This is a genomic window from Cryobacterium algoricola, assembly GCF_004402485.1.
Taxonomy (GTDB): Bacteria; Actinomycetota; Actinomycetes; order Actinomycetales; family Microbacteriaceae; genus Cryobacterium; species Cryobacterium algoricola.
In genome coordinates, this window is record NZ_SOFG01000023.1 from 154,541 (window position 1) to 173,676 (window position 19,136).

The window sequence follows — 19,136 nt, forward strand, 5'->3', positions numbered from 1 at the left end:
TGTTTCCGTATCCACGAAACGAATCGTCCGCGAGTCAGGGCGCCAATCTATCCCGAGGCTCCAAAGAATTTACGGTGAGCTACGGAGCCTCGTTCTCTGAGGCAAGTCGGCCGGCTTGCTCAGGGAACCAGTTCTCGCGGTCGGTGCAGCACCGATCAGGCTCTGGCGAGCGCCGCGACCGGGGTGATGCGCGTGGCCCGGCGTGAGGGAGCTATCGAGGCCACGACCGTGAGGGTCGCTGCCGCGACGACGATCACGCCGATGAGGGCGAGCGGCATGGTCGGCAGCACGATGCCCGGGGACCCGGGGATACCGCCGATCAGGGACTGCGCACCTACCCATCCGTAGAACGTTCCGAGCACGAGCCCCACGGCGACCGCGGCGCCGCTGAGCTGGGCGCTTTCGATCAGGATCATGCGTCGAATCTGGCGGGCGGTGAAGCCGAGTGCGCGGAGCAGTCCGAGTTCCCTGGTGCGCTGCAGCACGTTGAGCGAGAGGTTGTTGACCATCCCCACGGCCGCGATCAGGGCGCTGAATCCCATCAGCACCGAGAATACCGCCACCGTCACTGTCAATACCGGGCCAACACCCTCGTAAACCCCCGGCATCTCCTTCTGGGCCGTCTCGATGATGCTCTGGTAGCTCGCGGCGGTGACCGCAAAGGTCGTGATCAGGGTGACGCCGATGACCAGGCCGATCGTGGTGCGCGCGCTGCGTTCCGGATAGCGCACCGCGTTTTCGCGGGCGAGCCGGGCCGTAGGGCTCGATCCGAACACCCGGCCGATCCCCCGCAGGGCGCGCGGCATCACGACGGATGCCGCCATCACGACCCCCGAGAACGACAGGATTCCCCCGGCGAGCCCGATCAGAACAGCGAGCGGGCTCGTCTGGCCGATAGCCACGGCCACCCCGAGAATCACGTTGCCCCCGAGAAAGAGCAGCAACGCCACGCGGTTGCGGGTTCGTCGAGCGGTCTGCTCACCGATTGATTGCTCGCCGGCCGCACCGAGTGCATCCATCGGCGACACCGAGAGCACGCGGCGCGATCCCACCCAGGAGGCCGCAGTCGTGGTGAGGGCTACTGCCGCCACGGGCAGCAGCATCGTCGCCGTGGCGTAGGTATATGAGCCGTCCGGAATCATGCCGACGGCCACCCCGACCCCCACGACGACAACGGGAAAGAGCACGCCGACAATCCCGCCCAGCAGCGCGCCGATGACTCCGACGGTCAGCCCTTCCCTGGCCACGGCACGCCGCTGCATCGCAGCGCTTGAGCCGATCAGCCGCAGCAGCGCGATCGTGCGCACCCGGCCGGCGATGATCGTGGCGAATGTATTCGCCGTGACCAGCGCGCCCACGTAGAGAGCGATCACGATGAACACGACCGCAATGAACGACAGGATGAACGTGAGGGTCTCGCTGTTCAGGTCCGCGTCGGCGATGACCTCGGTCAGCACTCCGGTGATCGAGATCAGGCTGACGCCGAAGGCGCTCGACAGCGCCGCGACGAGGATGCTCGGCGCGTGCTCCCGCAGCGCGCGCAACATGAGGGTCATGACAGTGCCTCCATGCCGAGCATGATGCTGCTGATCTCTTCGGGAGTGCTGCGGCTTCGGTCGTCGACTACCCGGCCGTCGTTCAGCAGCACGATGCGGTCGGCGTAGCTGGCGGCGACCGGGTCGTGGGTGACCATCGCGATGCTCTGGCCGTACTCGCGGCTCGCGGTCTGCAGCAGGGTGAGGACCTCCCGCGAGGTGCGGGAGTCCAGGTTGCCGGTGGGCTCGTCGGCGAAAACGAGGTCGGGCCGGGTCGCAAGGGCACGGGCGATCGCTACCCGCTGCTGCTGCCCGCCGGAGAGCTCGTGGGGGCGGTGACGCAGCCGATCGGTGAGGCCGAGGACCGCGATCAGGCGGTCGATCCAGGCCTGTTCCTCGGCGGTCGGAGCCCGGCCGTCGAGCTCGAACGGCAGCAGGATGTTGCCGCTGATGTCCAGCGTCGGCACGAGGTTGAACGACTGGAAGATGAAACCGACCCGCCGCCGGCGCAGCACCGTCAGATTCGAGTCATCGAGCCCGGAAATGTCGGTATCGCCGAGCCACACCGATCCGCTGCTCGCCGTGTCGAGGCCGGCCATGATGTGCATCAGGGTCGACTTTCCCGATCCGCTCGGGCCCATGATCGCCGTGAATTCACCGCGGCGGATGCCGACACTCACGTCGGTGAGCGCGTTCACCCGGGTGTTCGTGGTTCCGTAGGACTTGTGCAGGTGGGCCACCCGGGCGACGAGGCCGAGGTCGGTCGATGTTGGTTTCATACCTATCAGTCTGCTCAGCGCCGTCCCCCGCCGAATCGGACTCAGGGATGGTTTCAACTACACCGCAAGGATGACCGCTGGATCACGCGATGAGGGAATTCTCGTAGGCGTAGACAACCAGTTGCACACGGTCGCGCAGTTCGAGCTTGGTCAGGATGCGACTGATGTGGGTCTTCACGGTCGCCTCGCTGAGAAACTCCGCCGCCGCGATCTCGGCATTGCTGAGTCCCCGGGCGGCCAGGGCGAAGACCTCCCGCTCCCGCGGCGTGAGCCGACTGAAGGAGGCAGGCGGGTCCGCGGGCATCCGCTTGGCATCGAAATTCTCGAACAGCTCGATGATCTGGGCCGCGGCGATGACGGACGCCCCGGCGTGCACCGTGCGGATGGCGGCGAGCAAAAACTCCGGGTCGGCGTCTTTGAGCACAAAGCCGCTCGCTCCCCCGCGAATCGCACGCGCGGCGGCCTCGTCGAGGTCGAAGGTCGTCAGCACGATGATGCGCGGCCCGCCCCCGCCTGCGGCGATCGACGCGTCGACGATGCGGATGGTGGCCTCGATCCCGTCCATGACGGGCATGCGAATGTCCATCAGCACGACGTCGGGCCGCGCCGATTCGACCATGCGGATGCCGTCGGCCCCGTTCCCGGCCTCGCCCACGCACTCGAGGTCTGGCTGGGACGAGATCAACAGGCGGAGGCCGGCCCGAAAGAGGGCCTGGTCGTCCACGAGGGCGACGCGGATCGGGCTGGTCATGCGAGGGTTACTCCCCCCGCGAGAACCGGCAGCGACACGCGCACGACGAACCGATTGCCCTGCACTCCGGCGTCGAAGGTTCCTCCGGCGAGCATCGCGCGTTCGCGCATCCCGTCGATGCCGTGACCGGGCGGTCCACTTACAGACGTGCGAGGGCTTCTGAGCCCGCTCGCGACGGTGAGCTCCAGCGCCGTTTCCGCCCAGGCAAAGCGGATGGTGACCAACTCGCTACGGTCGCCGTGACGCAGGACGTTGGTCAGCGATTCCTGGACGACGCGGTAGATCGCCAGTTGTTGCCCGGAGCCGAGTCGGACAGGCGGGCCCGTTTCCGCGCGTTCAATCGTGAGACCGGAGGTGCGGAGCTGGTCGACGAGGCGATCCAGGTCGTCCAGCGTCGGTTGCGGTCCGGCAGTTTCATGCGAACGCAACTGACGCAGCAGCACACGCACGTCGCCGAGGGCCTCTCGGGCCGTCGTCGCGATCGTACGGAAGGCCTCGTCCGCCGCCTCGGGATTGGTCGCACGGGCATACCGACCACCGTCGGCCTGGGCGATCACGACGGCGAGCGAGTGCGCAACGACATCGTGCATGTCACGGGCGATGCGGGTGCGTTCCTGCTCCACCGCAACCTCCCGAAGAGCCGCAGCCTGCTCGGCCTCCGCTGCCAGCAGTGCCGCCCTGCTCGCCCGCGCGTTTCCCCAGGTCGAGGCGAGCAGGCCCAACGCCCAGCTCAACCCGAAGAGCGCGAGGGCGCTCGTGAAACCGACCACACCGGGAGCGCCGGCCTGGAAGGCCTCACCGGTGCGCACCTGCAACACCAGACCAGCGAGGTTATCCAATCCCCCCGACGCCATAACGAGCACGTAGACGGTCGCGACCGCCGCCCCCACCGGAACTGATGCCAGGCCGAGCCAGCAGATGATGCGGGGCCCGTACGCCCCTGTGGCGTAGAGAACTGGGAGGATGGCCGCGTTCGCGATATCCGGAAGCGACATCGAGGCGAGTTGAACCGCCACCGTGCACCAGGCAATCCCCAGTGCGAGAGCAGGGCTGAGCCGGCGCATGAAGAGGGCGACGGCCATGCCGACGGCCACCCAGAACACCACGACCGTATCGAACCCCAGCACGCTGCGTGCGAGGAACAAGACGACCGCGATCGCTGCATCCACCGTGAGCTGCTGGCGGGAGAGGTGGCGGATCATGACTCAACCGTAGGCGCTGAACGACTCACAGTCATTTTGCCGGTGACACGGCCTTCTCGTCGGGATCATTGGGCGTCCATCCGTACCATCCGCCGTCGGTCTTGATGACGGCCCAGTCCCCACACGCGAAGATACGATCCACGTACACGTCTGTGGGCGACCACACGTCCGAGTACGCGGGCGCGGACTGCCGCTCAGTCTCGGCACACCGCGCAGGGTCAAGGTCGGTATCCGTGGTCGCCGCCAGAATGGCGGGGCCACCAGCCGACGCCTCGCGGATCTTGATCCGGCTCGAGTCGGCGGGCAGCCACTGCACGGTCTGGTCCCAGTCCCGCACGAGGTCCTGGGTTGAAGCGAATTCGTGTGTTTTCTCAGGCTGAATCTTGTCAACGATGCTCGAGCACCCGGTTAGGGTGAGGCCGGCAAGAGCAACGGTGGCGAAGAGAGGGAGGAACTTTCGTGTGTTCATGTTTTCAGCCTGAAGTACCGGCTCAGCGGGATCGTCCCTCCGAAGTCGTCATCTCCTACCTCGCAAGGATGACTCTGATATCTCGGCTAACGCTCTTGCCCTCGGCGTGGCGGCCGTCAATCGTTTCGCCGGCGTTGCTCCGTGAGTATTCCGGCTTGTAGCGGGCGGCATGCTTCGGCGGCTCCCAGGGAGAGGAGGAAACCGAGGATTACGGTTCCGGCGAGTAGGGAAACGCCGACAACGGGGAAACTGTCGAGCTGTACGGCCGCGACCGTTGAGAGAAGTAACCCCAGGGGCACCGATGTACCCAGTGCCACCGCGAGCGGGACCACAACCAGACGGCGACGCACTGAGAGATGAACGGTCGCGGGCACACCCATCCGGTCGAGGGCGATGGATTCCGCGGCGCGGTCGAATACCTGGGACGCCTGGGTCATTAGGGTGGCGGTTGCCGCCAAGATCAGCCCGACGGCCAGCGTGATTGCGACTCCTGTCTGGATGTCGTGGACGAAGAAAGTGTCGGTGCCGCCTTCACCTGTGGCCGGCATGGTGACGACGAAACCGGCAATGAATCCGAGAAACGCCAGCGATGCCACGTTACGCCAGGCACCACGGGGATCGTCGAGGATGCGTCGGGCGGCCAGGAGCCGCGCGACGTTGCTGGTTCGCGCGCCCGGTCGGGCGACCAGTTGCATAAGCCACGGTCCGACGAGGTTGATCGAGCCGATGACCAGGGCCAGGAACACTACTGTCGTGACCAGCCCGATGAAGCTGGCGATGTTCGTGAACTGTGCGTACACAAGGAATGCGACGACCAGCGCCACGACCACGACGAGTCGCCACGTTTTGAGGCGGCGAGGTGTGTGGTCGCGTGCGATACCGAGGGGGGAGATGGTCACGCGTCGCAGGCCCAGCACTGTTGAAGCCACGGCCAGGAGGAGCAACGCCCCGATGACCGCAAGCCAGAGCCACCACGGCAGCAGCAGCTCTCCGAAACCGATGGGCAGCATCTGAAAACTCAGCAGCTGCCAGAGGGGCAACGAAACAACGAATACGGCTGAACCCAGCACCGCGCCGGCGACCGCTTGTACGAGCGTCTCAATGACCGACATGCGGACCACTTCACCGCTCGTCATCCCGATGAGGCGCAGCGAGGCGAGGCGGCGGACACGCCCTCGGGCCCCGAGACGGGCGGCACCGCCACCCAGCCCGAGAATCGGGATGACGAGCAGGGCGCAGGCGAAGCAAGCGAGGGCGACGTACGTAATCGCGAGCCCGGTCTGCTGAGAGTCGGGGAGCGCACCCTCGGCCTGCCAGCGTTGAAAGAACATCCAGGTGCCTCCGGCGACGGTCAGCGCCAGCCACGAGGAAACCGTGAAGGCAAGGACTGCCATCGCATCCAAAACACCAGCGCCCTTGGTCGCGCGGATACGTTCGATGGCTAGACGGGGTGCGAGGGACACAGCAACGCTCATCGGATGGTCCTGCTGATCTGCTGGTCGTCGTGAACCATGGCGTCGCGGATCTCGATGAGACGCTCGCACCACCTGGCGACCTCGTCATCGTGGGTGACGACCACCAGGGATGCGCCAGAACGGGCAGTGGTCGCGGTGAGAAGTTGCATCACTTCATGCCCGGTGGCCTGGTCCAGTGCGCCGGTCGGTTCGTCGGCAAAGACCACCTCGGGTTTGTGGATGAGTGCCCGAGCGATCGCGACCCGCTGGGCCTGACCCCCGGAGAGCTCGCCCGGCCGACGATTCTCCATGCCGGCTAGTCCGAGTTTGCCCAGCCAAACATCCGCTGCCTGCAAGGCCTGGGTCCGGGGAATACCCGTGAGCAGGAGAGGAAGAGCGACGTTCTCACGGGCGGGAAGTTCCGGTAACAGCTGGCCGTCCTGGAAGACAAAGCCAAACCGCCGCCGCCTCAACAGCGAACGTTGCTTGTCGCGCAAGGCCGACACCGAATCACCACCCAGCGACACCTCGCCGGCGTCGGGAACGAGTATCCCGGACAAGCAATGCAACAGTGTCGATTTACCCGAACCGGATGGCCCCATGATGGCAACGGCCTGCCCCGGCGGAATTTCGAGGGTCACATCGGCCAATGCGCGTACGGCGCCATAGGACTTCGAAATGTTGTGGGCGGAGAGCGTGTTGCGAGGTGGCTCGGGGATGATCATGTCCCTAGTCGACCATTGTTGGAAGGCGGATGCCATGACGCCAGCCTCCCGGACAAGGTGGAGCTAGCTCCACCCTTTGGCGCGGGAGGCCCTCTGGCGGGGCCGATCGCGTGCACCCCTTCTAGTGTTGTCCCTATGCAAGACCTCACGCGACGCCGTCATCTTCTGTTCGTTGGCCAAACAGCAGTGGGCGCAGCGGGTGCTCTGATCATCGGATCCATGTTGGTCATCGCGGTGACGGCGCACGTAGCCGGGCTCACCATGTTTGCCGCCTTCGCAATAACGGCGGTGGTGGCCATCACGTGGTGGGCGTTGCTGACATTCGAGCGGAAGAAATTCGTAGCCGTCACAGCGCAGCCTGTTGATTGGGCACGGGAGCTTCGGGAAGTACGTGATTCCCGTCGGGTCATCGTTGGGGCATTCGAGATCGAACGGCGCCGCATCGAGCGCGACCTGCACGACGGCGCCCAACAGTATTTGGTTTCGGCCAGCATGAAACTCGGCGAGGCCTCATCCCTGATGATTGACGGCACCAGTACTCCCGGAAGCGACACAGCGCTAGTGACGTCACTACTGGAGGGGGCGCACCGCGACGCGGAAGAGGCCATGCGCGCCCTGCGCTCTACCGTCTCGGGTATCCACCCGCAGGTGCTCGCTGATCTCGGGTTGCTGGCCGCGATCTCCGACATGGTCGAACGAAGCAGTGTCGACGTGGCGGTGCACTGCCCGCACCCGCTACCGAACATGCCCGAGGAGGTGGCAGCGACCGCCTGGTTCTTCTGCTCCGAGGCGCTCACGAACGTCGCCAAGCACGCACCGGGAGCGACAGCAACACTCTTGCTGGCCGCCGATGCAGACCTGCACATTTCCGTCGTAGACAACGGGCCAGGTGCCGTCCGGTTGCGCAACGAAGGCGGACTCGTCGGCATGCGAGAACGACTGGCGGCCTTTGGCGGTTCCCTGGAACTCGTCTCGCCCGACGGTGGACCAACGGCCGTGTCGGCCCGAATTCCGCTACTTCTCACTCCAACCAACGAAACGAACCCATGAAACTGATCGTTGCCGATGACTCCGCACTCTTGCGTGAAGGATTGGTCTCCTTGCTCGAGCGCCAGGGCCACGAGGTCATTTTGCAGGCCGCCAGCGCGCCTGAGCTGATGAGCGCAATCGCAACGGCCGTGCGCGAAGGCAGGTGCCCAGATGTTGTCATCACTGACGTCAGAATGCCGCCCGGTATGGGTGATGACGGCCTGGCCGCAGCGATCGCGATCCGCCGGGACCATCCCGGCATGGGAATCCTGGTGCTGTCCCAATACGTGGCCACCGCCCACGCGACGGACCTCTTCAGCGGGTGGGGTGATGGACTATCCACGGTGTCACCACACGATGCCGGAGGCCTCGGCTACCTTCTGAAGGACCGTATTTCACGTGTCGCGGACTTCATGAGGTCGCTGTCGATCATCGCGGCAGGCGGCGTTGTTGTTGATCCTGAAGTCGCCGCTCGTCTGATCCATGGCCGCCGTACAGCCCTGGACCTGCTGAGTGTCCGCGAGCTCGAAGTGCTGGAGTTGATGAGCGAGGGATCATCGAACCAGCAGATCGCCGAGCGGCTCTACCTCTCCGCCAGCGCCGTGTCCAAGCACGTCACCAATGTGTTCATGAAACTGGGGCTGCCAGCCGGTGAGGACAACCGCCGGGTACGCGCGGTGCTGGCCTATCTGACCGCCCACGATTAGCTCTTGACGCAGCTCGCTGACGTGTGCCGAAGCCATGCGGCGGCAATCCGGCGATTTGGACGGTCCCGTACTGGGACCCTGACAACGGTTCCTTGTCGTTGCTAGTTTCGTAGGCATGAACCCACTTGTCCCGACTGGCCTTGACGTCGCGTTCACGACGATTGCGATTGTTGTCGGTGTCGCCCTGCTGGTGGCCGTGTTTGCCATCGCAACGTGGCTTCTGTCGACGGACCGGGTCACCTTTCGAGCAATGAAGCGGCCAGACTCGGGTGCGATCCGGTCACCTCGAGCCTGAGCCACCGTGATGTACGAGCTGAAAGAGCGCTAGCGAAACAATCCGGCCCGACTCTTTCGGTGGATAGGTCCCGCCACGCGCTATCGTGCACGAATGGGGAATCGACTTTCGTTGCTGGTGGGACCGGTTATCGTGCTGCTGTACGCGACGGTGATGGTGCTGACGATCACGATATGGGACCCGGCAGCCGCCGTCCCGTGGCTGACATACCAGGAAATCATTGCGGGACTCAACGAGGCCGGCATAATCGTGGCTGCAGAAGTGATCGGGTTGATCGTGTGGGCCTATCTTGGCGTCGGGCTGGCGCTGGTGCTGAGCATCCTTGGATTCACCGGGCACGCCGGACTGGGTGCGGTTATCCTGGGGCAGCTCGCGTTGATCGCCGCCGGCGCACCTGCCTACTTCTGGGGTTCGTTCTCGCTCGGCATGGACGTTGCCGACACCTTCGGTGTCAGCGGTGGTAGCCACACACCGTTGAGTGGTCTCCTCTACGCCACCAGCGGGGTCGCGTTGCTGGCACTTGTCGCCGTCAGCATTCGAATGGTGGCGAATCGGCGATCGATGCGGTCGTGAAGCGCGCCGACCGGATCTCGACGGCGGTCAATTCGATCGAAACCACGATCCAGGGTCCTCACGGTCCCATTCCCGTGCGCTGGTATTCACCGCCCGTCGGCGCTGCTCCCGTCCGATCCACACCGATCGTATGGGTTCACGGGGGCGGATTCTTCAGAGGTGGCCTCGACCTGCCGGAGTCGCATGACGTCGCCCTAATTTTGGCCGCGGCGGGATTCCAGGTCGTCACCGTTGCCTATCGTCTCGCGACTGTCTCGAGGCTTCGTCTGTCATCGAGTGGGTTTCGGCGGAGCCCGGCCGTCCACTATCCGGTACCGGTTGACGACGTCGTTGCCGTGGTGCGGGAAGTGCAGCGCAGCGCGCCCACCGGGGTGATTCTGGGTGGCGCAAGCGCTGGCGCGTGCCTATCCGCCGGCGCAGTACTTCGACTGGCGGACGACGGAGCAGACGCTCTCGCGGGGGTCTTCTTCGCGTACGGACTGTTCCACGCCGCGCTACCGAAACGATCGGCCCAATTACGCAGCCGCCTTCAGGGCAAACGCCGATTCGCCCATACGCCGACACTTCTCAACCTGACCAACCTCCACTACGCGGGCAATCGAACCGCGCTCGCTGAAGCCGACGCATTTCCCGGTGGCCATCCCCTGCACCTCTTTCCGCCGACGCTCATGGTCGACGCAGATCGCGATTCAATGCGGGCGTCCGGCGGTCAGTTCGCCCGTGAACTTGTCGCCGCCGGGATCGCCCTGGACTACCACGTGCTTCCCGGGGCTTTCCATGCTTTCCTCAACAGTCCACACGACCCGAGCTTTGCTGACGGCATCCGTCTCATCATCGATTGGGCGCTGCAACTATCGGTGAGGCACCCCTGACCCGCGGCGAAGACGGCGAACTGGTGCGACCGTGAGAGTGTGGGGGCGCCTAGCTCGAACTGGCTGCGTCGTGAATCCGCTGAAGGAGCGCAGCGAGGTTCGACTGCTCCTCGACACTGAGCGCCGCGATGATCGCGTGCTCGGTTTCAAGGTGGTCGGGCAATGCCGCCTCGATGAGCTCTCGACCGGAATCGGTGAGCGTGACGAGTGTGCCGCGGCCGTCGTTCGGATTGGCCGCCCGCCTGACCAAGCCGCGCGTTTCGAGCTTGTTCAGCCGCTGGGCCACCGCGCTCGTCGAAATCATGGCGTCACGCGCGAGTTCCACCGGGGTGATTCGATAGGGGGCTCCGCTTCGCAGCAACGTGGCGAGCACATCGAATGACGCAGAGTCCAGGGCGTGCCGAGCGAAGGTGTCGGCGAGACGCGATTCGACGGCGATTGCAGCGCGATTCAATCGGCCGATGACCGCCATCGGTGAGACATCGAGATCGGGCTTCTCGGAGTGCCACTGCGTGAGGATTCGATCCACATGGTCTGCCATGCGTCCACACTAGCAATTGCTAAGCACTTAGGTATTATGACTAAGTGCTTAGCAATCGAATCCTCCTGCTGGCGACCACGGCCGTCGCTCCAGCCTTGTGGGGCACCACATACCTGACGACCACCCTGTATCTGCCGGTCGACCGGCCATTGCTCGCGGCAACCGCACGCGCACTTCCTGCCGGAGTTCTGCTCCTGCTGCTGTGCCGCCGGCTGCCGCGCGGCCACTGGTGGTGGAAGTCGTGGGTGCTCGGCATTCTCAACATCGGCGCGTTCTTTGCGTTGCTCTTCATTGCCGCCTATCGGCTCCCCGGCGGTGTGGCGGCCGTCATTGGCGGGCTTCAGCCTCTTATCGTCGCCCTCCTCGCGACACGGGTTCTCCACGAAAGGCTGACCGGACGCGTTGTCGCGGCCGGCTCGACTGGGGTGTTCGGCGTGTGCCTCATCGTGCTTCAGGCCCAGGCGCGCCTCGACGCGATCGGCATCCTGGCGGCCGTCGCGGGCACGCTGTCTATGGCATCCGGCATCGTGCTGTCCAAGAAGTGGGGGCAGCCGGCATCCCCGCTGACCACAACCGCCTGGCAGCTCATCACGGGTGGGCTCACCCTGCTGGTCATCCTGCTCACGTTCGAGGGCCTGCCTACTGCCCCGCTGACAGCACAGAACATCCTGGGATATGGCTATCTGGCCGGGGTCGGCACCGCGCTCGCCTATGTCCTGTGGTTTCGCGGCATCGCACGGCTTCCCACGAGCACCACGGCTTTCCTCGGCCTGCTCAGCCCCGTCATGGCAATCCTCCTCGGTTGGGTGATCGCCGGGGAGGCCCTCCTCCCGCTGCAGATTGCCGGAGTCGTTATCGTCCTGGGCTCGATCACTGCTGGCATCGTCCCCAAGGCCGCACAGCGTCCCGAGCTCCCCGCGAGCGGTGGTTCGCTGCGAGGACGCAGGATGGCTCGCTCAGAGTGAGTCCTACCCGGGAGAAGCGTCCGCACCGTCTCCCGGGTAAGCGTTATATCGACGATGGTGACAGGGCTCACCCGACCGGCCGGAGGCGAGGATGTGTGCCCAGGCCGCCGAACTTCCTCACACCCGATCCGTCGGCGTTGACGTAGGTGACCGAACGAGCCTGCCACTGCACGAAGAGAACTCCCTTGCCGTCCGGCGTCCAGGACGGTTGCTTCGATTGTTGAGCATCCGAACCGTCGTAAATCAGCGGCGCGAGATCGGTCCCGTCCGCACCCACCAGATAAAGGTCGACGGGGCCACCGGCCGGGTTGAATTCGTTGGTCGTGAATACGATCCTGTCGCACTCGGGATCCCAGTCCGGGTAGGTCGCAAAGAGCGAGAAATCGGTGATGGCCTTGGGCACGCCGCCGACCGCCGGAACGATTCCGATCGCTCCGCCAATCTCCTTTCCCGTCGCGTCGAAATGCTCGACCTGCACGGCGAGCCGTGTGCCATCGTGCGACCACCTCGCCTGGTCTACGAGCTCGAGTGGTTCGGTCTGGGCGATGGTTTTCGCCTCGCCGGATTCAAGGTCGACGAGCGCGATCGCCGAGGTTGAGGGCGGCCCCATCGGGAGGTTCCGTCCGTTGTAGATCGTGAGCGCCATCGTCGTGCCGTCAGGTGACCAGGCAGGATAATCGACGCCGTTGCAACCTGGGAAGGACGAGCATTCCGCGACCTTGGTGACCTCCGAGCCGTCGACTGCAGCGGTCCAGATCTCCTGGCCAGTGCTGAACGCGATGCGGGTCCCGTCCGGCGACCAGTCCGGATGGAGCAGCTCGCCATCCTGGTCAACCAGTTTGTGACGGCCAGAGCCATCGGGGCTCATGAGGCAGATGCTGCTGGGGTCCATTCCCGTGAGGCCGCAGTCTTGCGCCCCCTGAAAGACGAGCCACTCGTCGCCATCGCGGACGACGACGGATGCGGCCTGTGCTGTCATCGCGGAAGATGGCGCGCCCGGCGGAGCTGTTGCGCATCCGCTTACTGACACGGCGAGCAGAACTCCGGCCATCAGATACTTCGTCGTTGCGTGTTTGTTCATCATGAGTCCTTTCGACGGGATGCGTCGAAAGGCACAGTAGACAAGGATCGGCCCCACCCGCATTCGTACCTGAGTACGTAGATTCGTCGCGAGGGACGAGCCCGCCGGGATTTCTTCGCCCTGACGCGACTACGCCCGACAGGGAGTCATGCCTGCCGGGAACCGGTCAGGACCGACGCGAGCTCCGCGCGGCCCCTCACGCCGAGCTTGCCGTAGACGCGGAAGAGATGCGTTTCCACCGTGCGGACGGTGATGCTCAGGAAGGCAGCGATCTCCCTGTCTGAGTTGCCGAAGGAGGCTAGGCGGGCGATCTCTGACTCTCGAGCGGTGAGGGCGGGGCGATCAAGTTCGCGCACGAGGGGACTGTTGTAGTTCGGAAATTGCGCCTGCAGGAACCTCAGCCGCTCGAGCGCCCGGGTCGCGTCCGTCGAGTGTCGCGCTTTCAGAAGACGGACCGCCCCGGCCATCGCGTCAAGCGCGTACCCGCCGAGGCCGGCGGCGAGCAATTCACCTGCTGCCGATTCGAGCACGCGTGGGTCTCGGGCGAGCACGGCCCGCGCGTGTGATCTCTGCGCGTCGCGTGCCGGCCCGGGCATGTCAGCGACGACCCCGAGGAAACCGGCCGGCGCGTCAGGGTGGTTGTATCGGACGCCCTCGTACCAGGCGACCGCGGCGATGCCCTGTAGGCCGTCCGGCACGGACCGGGCTGCGGCAACGGCACGTTCTCCGGCGCCGCGCAGATCTCCTCGCCCGGCGAGTAGAGAGGCAAGGGCCACCTCGGCTTCTGGGTACAGGTAGCGCGAACGTGGCTCGGCGGCGAGAAGCTCGCCCAACGTCTCTGCATCCTCCTGGCGCCCGGCGATCACGAGCGCCTGGACAAGGTACGAGCGTGTCAGGGGCAGGCTTGAGGTGCACCAGACTCCGCGCGCGCCCACCGCCTCGGACAGGAAACGCACGCCGTGATCCGTGTCGCCGGCGATCAGGGCCGCGCGCCCCAGAATCATGGCGTACTGCGCCCTCGTTCCGTCGTCGCCCGCGGCGAGCTCGTGAGCGTAGCCCGCGGCACAGAGCTGGCGTACCCGCGCCAGATCGAGAGTTGTGTACAGCGGGGCAATCGCGGCCAGGAGCAGCATCGCGTCTTCTCCCTCGGGAAGGGATGCTCGTTCGCGCGCGGTGAAGTGCTCGAGACGAGGGAGATGCTCGGCGAAGCCTTCCTCGTCGCCATCGTAGATCCGCAGCGTGGCCGAGGTGAGGAGCGCGTGCGCTACTGCGTCGGGTGGCGACGCCGAGTGATCGACCACTTCACTCGCGATGTCTCCGGCCTCCTTGGGACGGCCACTCCTCCAGAGACCCGTCGAACTGAGTGCCTCCAGCATCGGGAACGAACCGAATTGTTCGCGCAGGTCGTCGAGCAGTGCCAGACCGTCATCGGATCGCTGGGTGGGCATGATCAGGAGATAGGCGCGCGTCATCTGCACCGCCAGTACCTGCTTCGGGCTGAGAGCGTCGAGATCGATCGAGTCCAGCACGGAGAGACAATCCTCTGGGCGGTACTGATGAGCGAGGACCTCCGCGAGACGCACCGCTCCGTCGGGCCCAGCGCCTCGGTCGATCGCCGCACGCAGAAAGAACTCACTCGTCCCGGGATCGCTGGCGAGCACCAACTCGGCCAGCTCACGCAACCTCGCTGGCGGAATCTCGCGGCCAAGCTCAATAGACCACCGCGCGACGGCGACCTCGTGGACCAGGTCTCCGGATCGTTCGAGAGCCGCGATCAGTCGCACAAGCTGGGTTCGGCGCCGCACCGTCGGCAGCATAGCGAGCACAGCGTCGCCAATCAGTGGATGCCCGACCCGGACCTCTCCGGGACCGCTGACGTCGAGCACACCCGCCAGTTCCGCCTCATCGATCGCACGGTCCTCAGCCACGTCGAGGAGAACGTGCAGCGGTAGCCCGTCGGCCAGTGCCACGAGTTCAACGGCGTCGAGGGCCGGGGACGACAACCTGTCCACGGGCATCCGCATCAACTCGACCAATTCGTCGACCATCGGCAGGAATCCGCGAAGACGCCAGATTCCTTCGGAGTAGACGACAGAATGTCGAGCCACGCTCTCGCGGATCAGGGCGCCTATCGCGAGAGGATTCCCTCTGCTGCGACCGTGCACCGCACGCACAAGCCCCGCATCGACTTCGCCGTCGAGTTGCCTCTGGGCAAATCGGGAGGCCTCATCGATGGTCAGCGGTTGGAGTTCGCAGCGCAACGCGCCACCATCCTTCACGAGAAGGATGAGGGCGTCGTGCACCCGAGACCCGGACCGGACAGCGAGAACGATCGTCACCCCCGAGGCCGCCAATTGGTGCACCACTCCCGCGGAGGCGCTGTCCAAGAGGTGGGCATCGTCGATCGCGAGCACGTCGAGTTGCCGGTCGATCACGCCGCGGTGCACCGCCAATGCACGTTCGACGGGGGTCGCAACATCCGCATCATCCTCGATCAGCGACATCAGTGCGCCAAGCGGAATCACCGCCATCGCCGAGGTCGCCGTCAACGCGGCAGTCCGTCGCCCGGACGCCGCGGCCTCGGTCAGTGCGGCGGCCAGAGTGACAGTCTTGCCAATTCCGGCAACGCCGGCGATGAGCACGCTACGACCCGCTCGAATCGCCTCGGCGATCTGCTGGATCTCAGCAGATCGAATGGGGGCGGGCACGAATCGTCCGGCCGGAGGCAGTTGCTCGGACATGCCCGCTCATCGCTGAATGGGCGGGTTCACGAAGGTCCGACGGGATTTCATGGAAAACAGTGTAAATCAAGCGAGAATGCACGGCCCCGAAAACTCGCAATCCCGCACAGGGCCCGCGCGGAGGCCCGGCCCCGGCATCTCCGCAAGACGCATTCCTTCTCCCCGGGGCGGCTGCCTCGTAAGGTCGGAGCATGTCATTCCCCCACTCGGACCGGTTGGTCTTTCGGAACATGACCGATGCTGACCTCGACGACATGGCCGCGATGCTGGCTGACGCGGACGTAATGGAGTACTACCCGCGGCCCAAGAACCGCGAGGAGGCCCAGCGGTGGATCGAGTGGAACAAGCGCAACTATCTCGAGCATGGCTATGGTCTGTGGCTCATCGAGACGACGGCGGGTGAGTTCGTCGGTGACTGTGGCCTCACCTGGCAGGCCGTCAACGGCCGACCTGAACTCGAGGTCGGCTACCACGTGCGGGCGGAGCTTCAGGGCCGTGGTTACGCAACCGAGGCAGCCTCGGCGTGCCTCGACTTCGCCAGGGACATCGTGCAGGCAGCACACCTCGTGGCGATCATCCACCCCGACAACCGGGCTTCGAGACGCGTCGCGGAAAAGATCGGCCTCGAATTCGAAGAGGATGACCTGGGCGGAGCCATCGACATCCGCTTGGTCTACGGGTCACTTCTGTAAACCGCCTCGGCTCAGCAGTTACGGAAGAATCCGTCAGTTGATGGCTAGCATGAAGCGCATGTCCATCAAGCTTGAGAATGTCGGCATCGCCGTTCGCGACCTCGAAGCGGCGATCTCCTTCTTCACGGACCTCGGCCTCACGGTCATCGGCCGTGACGAGGTCAGTGGCGAGTGGACCGACACGGCCGTCGGTCTGGATGGCAACCATTCCAGGATCGCGATGCTCCAGACGCCAGACGGCCACGGACGCCTCGAGCTCTTCGAGTACATCCACCCCGAAGCGATCGAGTCGGAGCCCACTCGTCCCAACGAGATCGGCATGCATCGCGTCGCCTTCTCGGTCGACAACCTCGACGACGCCCTCGCGATCGCCGCGAAACACGGATGCTTTCCGCTTCGCGGGGTCGCGACCTATCAGGATGTCTACAAGCTCACCTATGTCCGTGGTCCCAGCGGCATTATCGTGATGCTCGCCGAAGAGCTGAAGCAGAACTAAACGAGAACTGACCGACTCACAAGGTCACGGAATCGGTCACCACATTCGACGGCGCCGGTTCGTGCCGCAGGTAGGCGCGGCGGAACCGGCCACTCCCGGCGGTGAGGGCGCGCAGTTCGATCGCGTACCGCAGCAGCTCCGCGTCCGGAATCTCGACGGTGATCTCGCTCCGTGCGTCACCGACTGACGTGACACCGGTCAGGTGCCCCCGCCGGGTGGACAGGTCGTTCATCACCGTGCCCACGGAGCCGTCCGGCACGGTGATCGTCACCACGGAGACGGGTTCCAGCAGCTGAATCCGGCTCGCGGCGGCCGCCTCGCGCAACGCGAGCGCACCGGCGGCCTGAAACGCGGCATCCGAGGAGTCGACGCTGTGCGCCTTGCCGCCGACCACTGTCACCCGGATGTCGACGACCGGGAACCCCGCGGAAACGCCCTTCTGCATTTGCGCCCGGACGCCCTTTTCGACCGACCCGATGTACTGGCCGGGGACCACGCCGCCGACGACCTTGTCGACGAACTCGAACCCCGCTCCGCGTTCGAGTGGTTCGACGTCGATGTCGCAGATGGCATATTGGCCGTGACCGCCGGACTGCTTGACGTACCGTCCGCGCGCGGAGACGGCCCGGGCGAACGTCTCCCGCAGCGGCGTGATGACACCGACGGTCTGCACCTTCACGCCCTGGCCGCGCAGCCGGTCCAACACGACCTCGGCGTGCGCCTCCCCCATGCACCAGAGGATCAGTTGATGGGTTTCGGCGTTCCACTCCACGCGCAGGGTCGGGTCGACGGCAGCCACCTTCGCGAGGCTCCTGGCCAGTGCGTCCTCGTCACCGTGCGTTGCCGCCTGCACGGCGACGGGCATCAGCGGCTCCGGCATCTCCCAGGGAGTGACCAGCATCGGCGTCTCGCGCGACGACACGGTGTCGCCGGTCTCGGCGCTGGACATCCGGGTGAGCGCGCAGATGTCGCCCGCAACACAATACGGCGCCGGGTGGAGGGCGGACCCCAGCGGGAACTGCAGGTGCGTCACGCGCTCCTCACTGTCGTGGTCCGTGCGGCCCCGCTCGGCGCTCGCGTGCCCGCCGATGTGCACGGTCGAGTCCTCCCGGATCGTGCCGGAGAAGACCCGCACCAGGCACACCCGGCCGAGGAAGGAGTCAATGGTCGTGCGCACCACTTCGCCGACGAGCGGCCCGGCGGGATCGCACGCCAGCGGCCCGACCGGCTGCCCGTCCCGTGCCGTCACCGACGGCAGGCCGCGTTCCACCGGCGACGGGAATGCGCCGGTCACGACTTCGAGCAGCTCCGTCACGCCCACGCCGGTTTCAGCGGATGTCGCGAGCACCGGCAAGAAGGACCCGCGAGCGACGGCGATCTCGAGGTCGGCGATGAGGGTGTCGAGGCCGATCTCGTCGCCGCCGAGATAGCGGTCCATCAGCGTCTCGTCCTCGCTTTCGGCGATGATGCCCTCGATCAGGAGGGCCCGCGCCGACTCGGCGCCGCTGAGCTCGACCTCGGTCGCCGGCCGGCGGACGGGGCGAGGGACGCCCGCGGTGTAGTCCGATACCGTGCCGGAGAGCAGCCCCAGCAATCCGGTGATCGTCCCGGCCCGGCGAATCGGCAGGTAGAGCGGCAGGACCGAGGAACCGAAGGCGTCCTGGCACTCCGCCAGGACCGCCTCGTAGCGGGCCCGGGGATGATCGATCCGGCTGATCGCGACGGCGCGCGGCATCCCGATTCGCTCGCATTCCGCCCACAGCGCGGTCGTGGCGGCGTCGACGCCGTCAACGGCGGAGACGACGAACAGCGCAGCATCCGCGGCCCGGAGGCCGGCTCGCAGTTCGCCGACGAAATCGGCGTAGCCGGGGGTGTCGAGCAGGTTCACCTTCATGTCGTCGACGACGATGGGCAGGACCGAGAGCGTCACGGAGCGTTGCTGGTGGATCTCGGACGGGTCGGAATCGCTCACCGTGGTGCCGTCGAGGATCGATCCCATTCGGTTGATGGCCCCGGTGGCGGCGAGCAGCGCTTCAGTGAGCATCGTCTTACCGGCCCCCGAGCGGCCGACCAGGGCAACGTTGCGGATCTTTTCCGGACGCTGCGCCGGTGTTGTCGTTCCGATGGACGAGCCGTGTGTGCCTTTTCCGGACATGAAGCTCCTGACGTCGTTGTCGCGGCCTTCCCGCACCGTTGTAGTCGATTTGACCCCGGGCCGGACCGGAGGGC

The 19,136-nt window shown here is 65.6% G+C and carries 18 protein-coding genes; 7 read left to right on the top strand and 11 right to left on the bottom strand.

Going from position 1 to position 19,136, the window contains the following annotated elements:
• Window positions 1-155: 155 nt before the first annotated feature.
• The 7 genes from E3O44_RS16720 to E3O44_RS16750 all read right to left on the bottom strand — a co-directional run bounded on the left by E3O44_RS16720 (window position 156) and on the right by E3O44_RS16750 (window position 6,915).
• The gene (locus E3O44_RS16720) at window positions 156-1,556 is read right to left on the bottom strand and encodes an ABC transporter permease (protein ID WP_241976393.1); all 1,401 of its coding nucleotides are present in this window, start codon (window positions 1,554-1,556) and stop codon (window positions 156-158) included.
• Window positions 1,553-2,314: an ABC transporter ATP-binding protein gene (locus E3O44_RS16725; protein ID WP_134535916.1), complete on the bottom strand. Its 762-nt coding sequence runs from the start codon at window positions 2,312-2,314 to the stop codon at window positions 1,553-1,555. The genes E3O44_RS16720 and E3O44_RS16725 overlap by 4 nt, the downstream gene beginning before the upstream one ends.
• Window positions 2,315-2,396: 82 nt before the next feature.
• Window positions 2,397-3,065 (bottom strand): response regulator, encoded by a 669-nt coding sequence (locus E3O44_RS16730; RefSeq protein ID WP_134535918.1) that lies wholly within the window; start codon window positions 3,063-3,065, stop codon window positions 2,397-2,399.
• Window positions 3,062-4,267, bottom strand: coding sequence for a sensor histidine kinase (locus E3O44_RS16735; RefSeq protein ID WP_134535920.1), 1,206 nt, complete (start codon window positions 4,265-4,267; stop codon window positions 3,062-3,064). The genes E3O44_RS16730 and E3O44_RS16735 overlap by 4 nt, the downstream gene beginning before the upstream one ends.
• Before the next feature lie 31 nt (window positions 4,268-4,298).
• Window positions 4,299-4,736: a hypothetical protein gene (locus E3O44_RS16740; RefSeq protein WP_134535922.1), complete on the bottom strand. Its 438-nt coding sequence runs from the start codon at window positions 4,734-4,736 to the stop codon at window positions 4,299-4,301.
• Window positions 4,737-4,852: 116 nt separating this feature from the next.
• Window positions 4,853-6,211, bottom strand: coding sequence for an FtsX-like permease family protein (locus E3O44_RS16745; RefSeq protein ID WP_134535924.1), 1,359 nt, complete (start codon window positions 6,209-6,211; stop codon window positions 4,853-4,855).
• Window positions 6,208-6,915, bottom strand: coding sequence for an ABC transporter ATP-binding protein (locus E3O44_RS16750; RefSeq protein ID WP_134535925.1), 708 nt, complete (start codon window positions 6,913-6,915; stop codon window positions 6,208-6,210). Before E3O44_RS16750 ends, E3O44_RS16745 begins: the two co-directional genes overlap by 4 nt.
• A gap of 135 nt (window positions 6,916-7,050) precedes the next feature.
• Here E3O44_RS16750 and E3O44_RS16755 point away from each other — a divergent pair, with 135 nt between their 5' ends.
• The 4 genes from E3O44_RS16755 to E3O44_RS16770 all read left to right on the top strand — a co-directional run bounded on the left by E3O44_RS16755 (window position 7,051) and on the right by E3O44_RS16770 (window position 10,391).
• Complete coding sequence (locus E3O44_RS16755; RefSeq protein ID WP_241976394.1) at window positions 7,051-7,965, top strand: sensor histidine kinase; 915 nt, start codon at window positions 7,051-7,053, stop codon at window positions 7,963-7,965.
• Entirely contained in the window at window positions 7,962-8,651 is a 690-nt protein-coding gene (locus tag E3O44_RS16760; RefSeq protein ID WP_134535927.1) for a response regulator transcription factor, read from the top strand. The genes E3O44_RS16755 and E3O44_RS16760 overlap by 4 nt, the downstream gene beginning before the upstream one ends.
• A 388-nt stretch (window positions 8,652-9,039) precedes the next feature.
• Entirely contained in the window at window positions 9,040-9,519 is a 480-nt protein-coding gene (locus E3O44_RS16765) for a hypothetical protein (protein WP_134535929.1), read from the top strand.
• Window positions 9,516-10,391, top strand: a complete 876-nt coding sequence (locus E3O44_RS16770) for an alpha/beta hydrolase (protein WP_198415976.1) — start codon at window positions 9,516-9,518, stop codon at window positions 10,389-10,391. Before E3O44_RS16765 ends, E3O44_RS16770 begins: the two co-directional genes overlap by 4 nt.
• Window positions 10,392-10,440: 49 nt before the next feature.
• On the opposite strand, the gene E3O44_RS16775 is transcribed toward E3O44_RS16770, so the two are convergent.
• Entirely contained in the window at window positions 10,441-10,863 is a 423-nt protein-coding gene (locus E3O44_RS16775; protein WP_241976395.1) for a MarR family winged helix-turn-helix transcriptional regulator, read from the bottom strand.
• Between the two features lie 113 nt (window positions 10,864-10,976).
• On the opposite strand from E3O44_RS16775, the gene E3O44_RS16780 reads away from it, so the two are divergent.
• Window positions 10,977-11,897: a DMT family transporter gene (locus tag E3O44_RS16780; RefSeq protein ID WP_134535933.1), complete on the top strand. Its 921-nt coding sequence runs from the start codon at window positions 10,977-10,979 to the stop codon at window positions 11,895-11,897.
• Between the two features lie 67 nt (window positions 11,898-11,964).
• Here E3O44_RS16780 and E3O44_RS16785 read toward each other — a convergent pair whose 3' ends face one another.
• Together E3O44_RS16785 and E3O44_RS16790 are read right to left on the bottom strand one after the other, a co-directional pair.
• Window positions 11,965-12,981: a PD40 domain-containing protein gene (locus E3O44_RS16785; RefSeq protein ID WP_166792698.1), complete on the bottom strand. Its 1,017-nt coding sequence runs from the start codon at window positions 12,979-12,981 to the stop codon at window positions 11,965-11,967.
• A 143-nt stretch (window positions 12,982-13,124) separates the two neighbouring features.
• A complete protein-coding gene (locus E3O44_RS16790) occupies window positions 13,125-15,719 on the bottom strand; it encodes a LuxR C-terminal-related transcriptional regulator (protein WP_134535937.1) in 2,595 nt (864 codons plus the stop codon).
• A gap of 191 nt (window positions 15,720-15,910) precedes the next feature.
• On the opposite strand from E3O44_RS16790, the gene E3O44_RS16795 reads away from it, so the two are divergent.
• Together E3O44_RS16795 and E3O44_RS16800 are read left to right on the top strand one after the other, a co-directional pair.
• The gene (locus E3O44_RS16795) at window positions 15,911-16,411 is read left to right on the top strand and encodes a GNAT family N-acetyltransferase (protein WP_134535939.1); all 501 of its coding nucleotides are present in this window, start codon (window positions 15,911-15,913) and stop codon (window positions 16,409-16,411) included.
• 58 nt (window positions 16,412-16,469) lie between these two features.
• Window positions 16,470-16,907: a VOC family protein gene (locus E3O44_RS16800; protein ID WP_134535941.1), complete on the top strand. Its 438-nt coding sequence runs from the start codon at window positions 16,470-16,472 to the stop codon at window positions 16,905-16,907.
• Between the two features lie 16 nt (window positions 16,908-16,923).
• On the opposite strand, the gene E3O44_RS16805 is transcribed toward E3O44_RS16800, so the two are convergent.
• A complete protein-coding gene (locus E3O44_RS16805; protein ID WP_134535943.1) occupies window positions 16,924-19,062 on the bottom strand; it encodes an elongation factor G-like protein EF-G2 in 2,139 nt (712 codons plus the stop codon).
• Window positions 19,063-19,136: the final 74 nt, after the last annotated feature.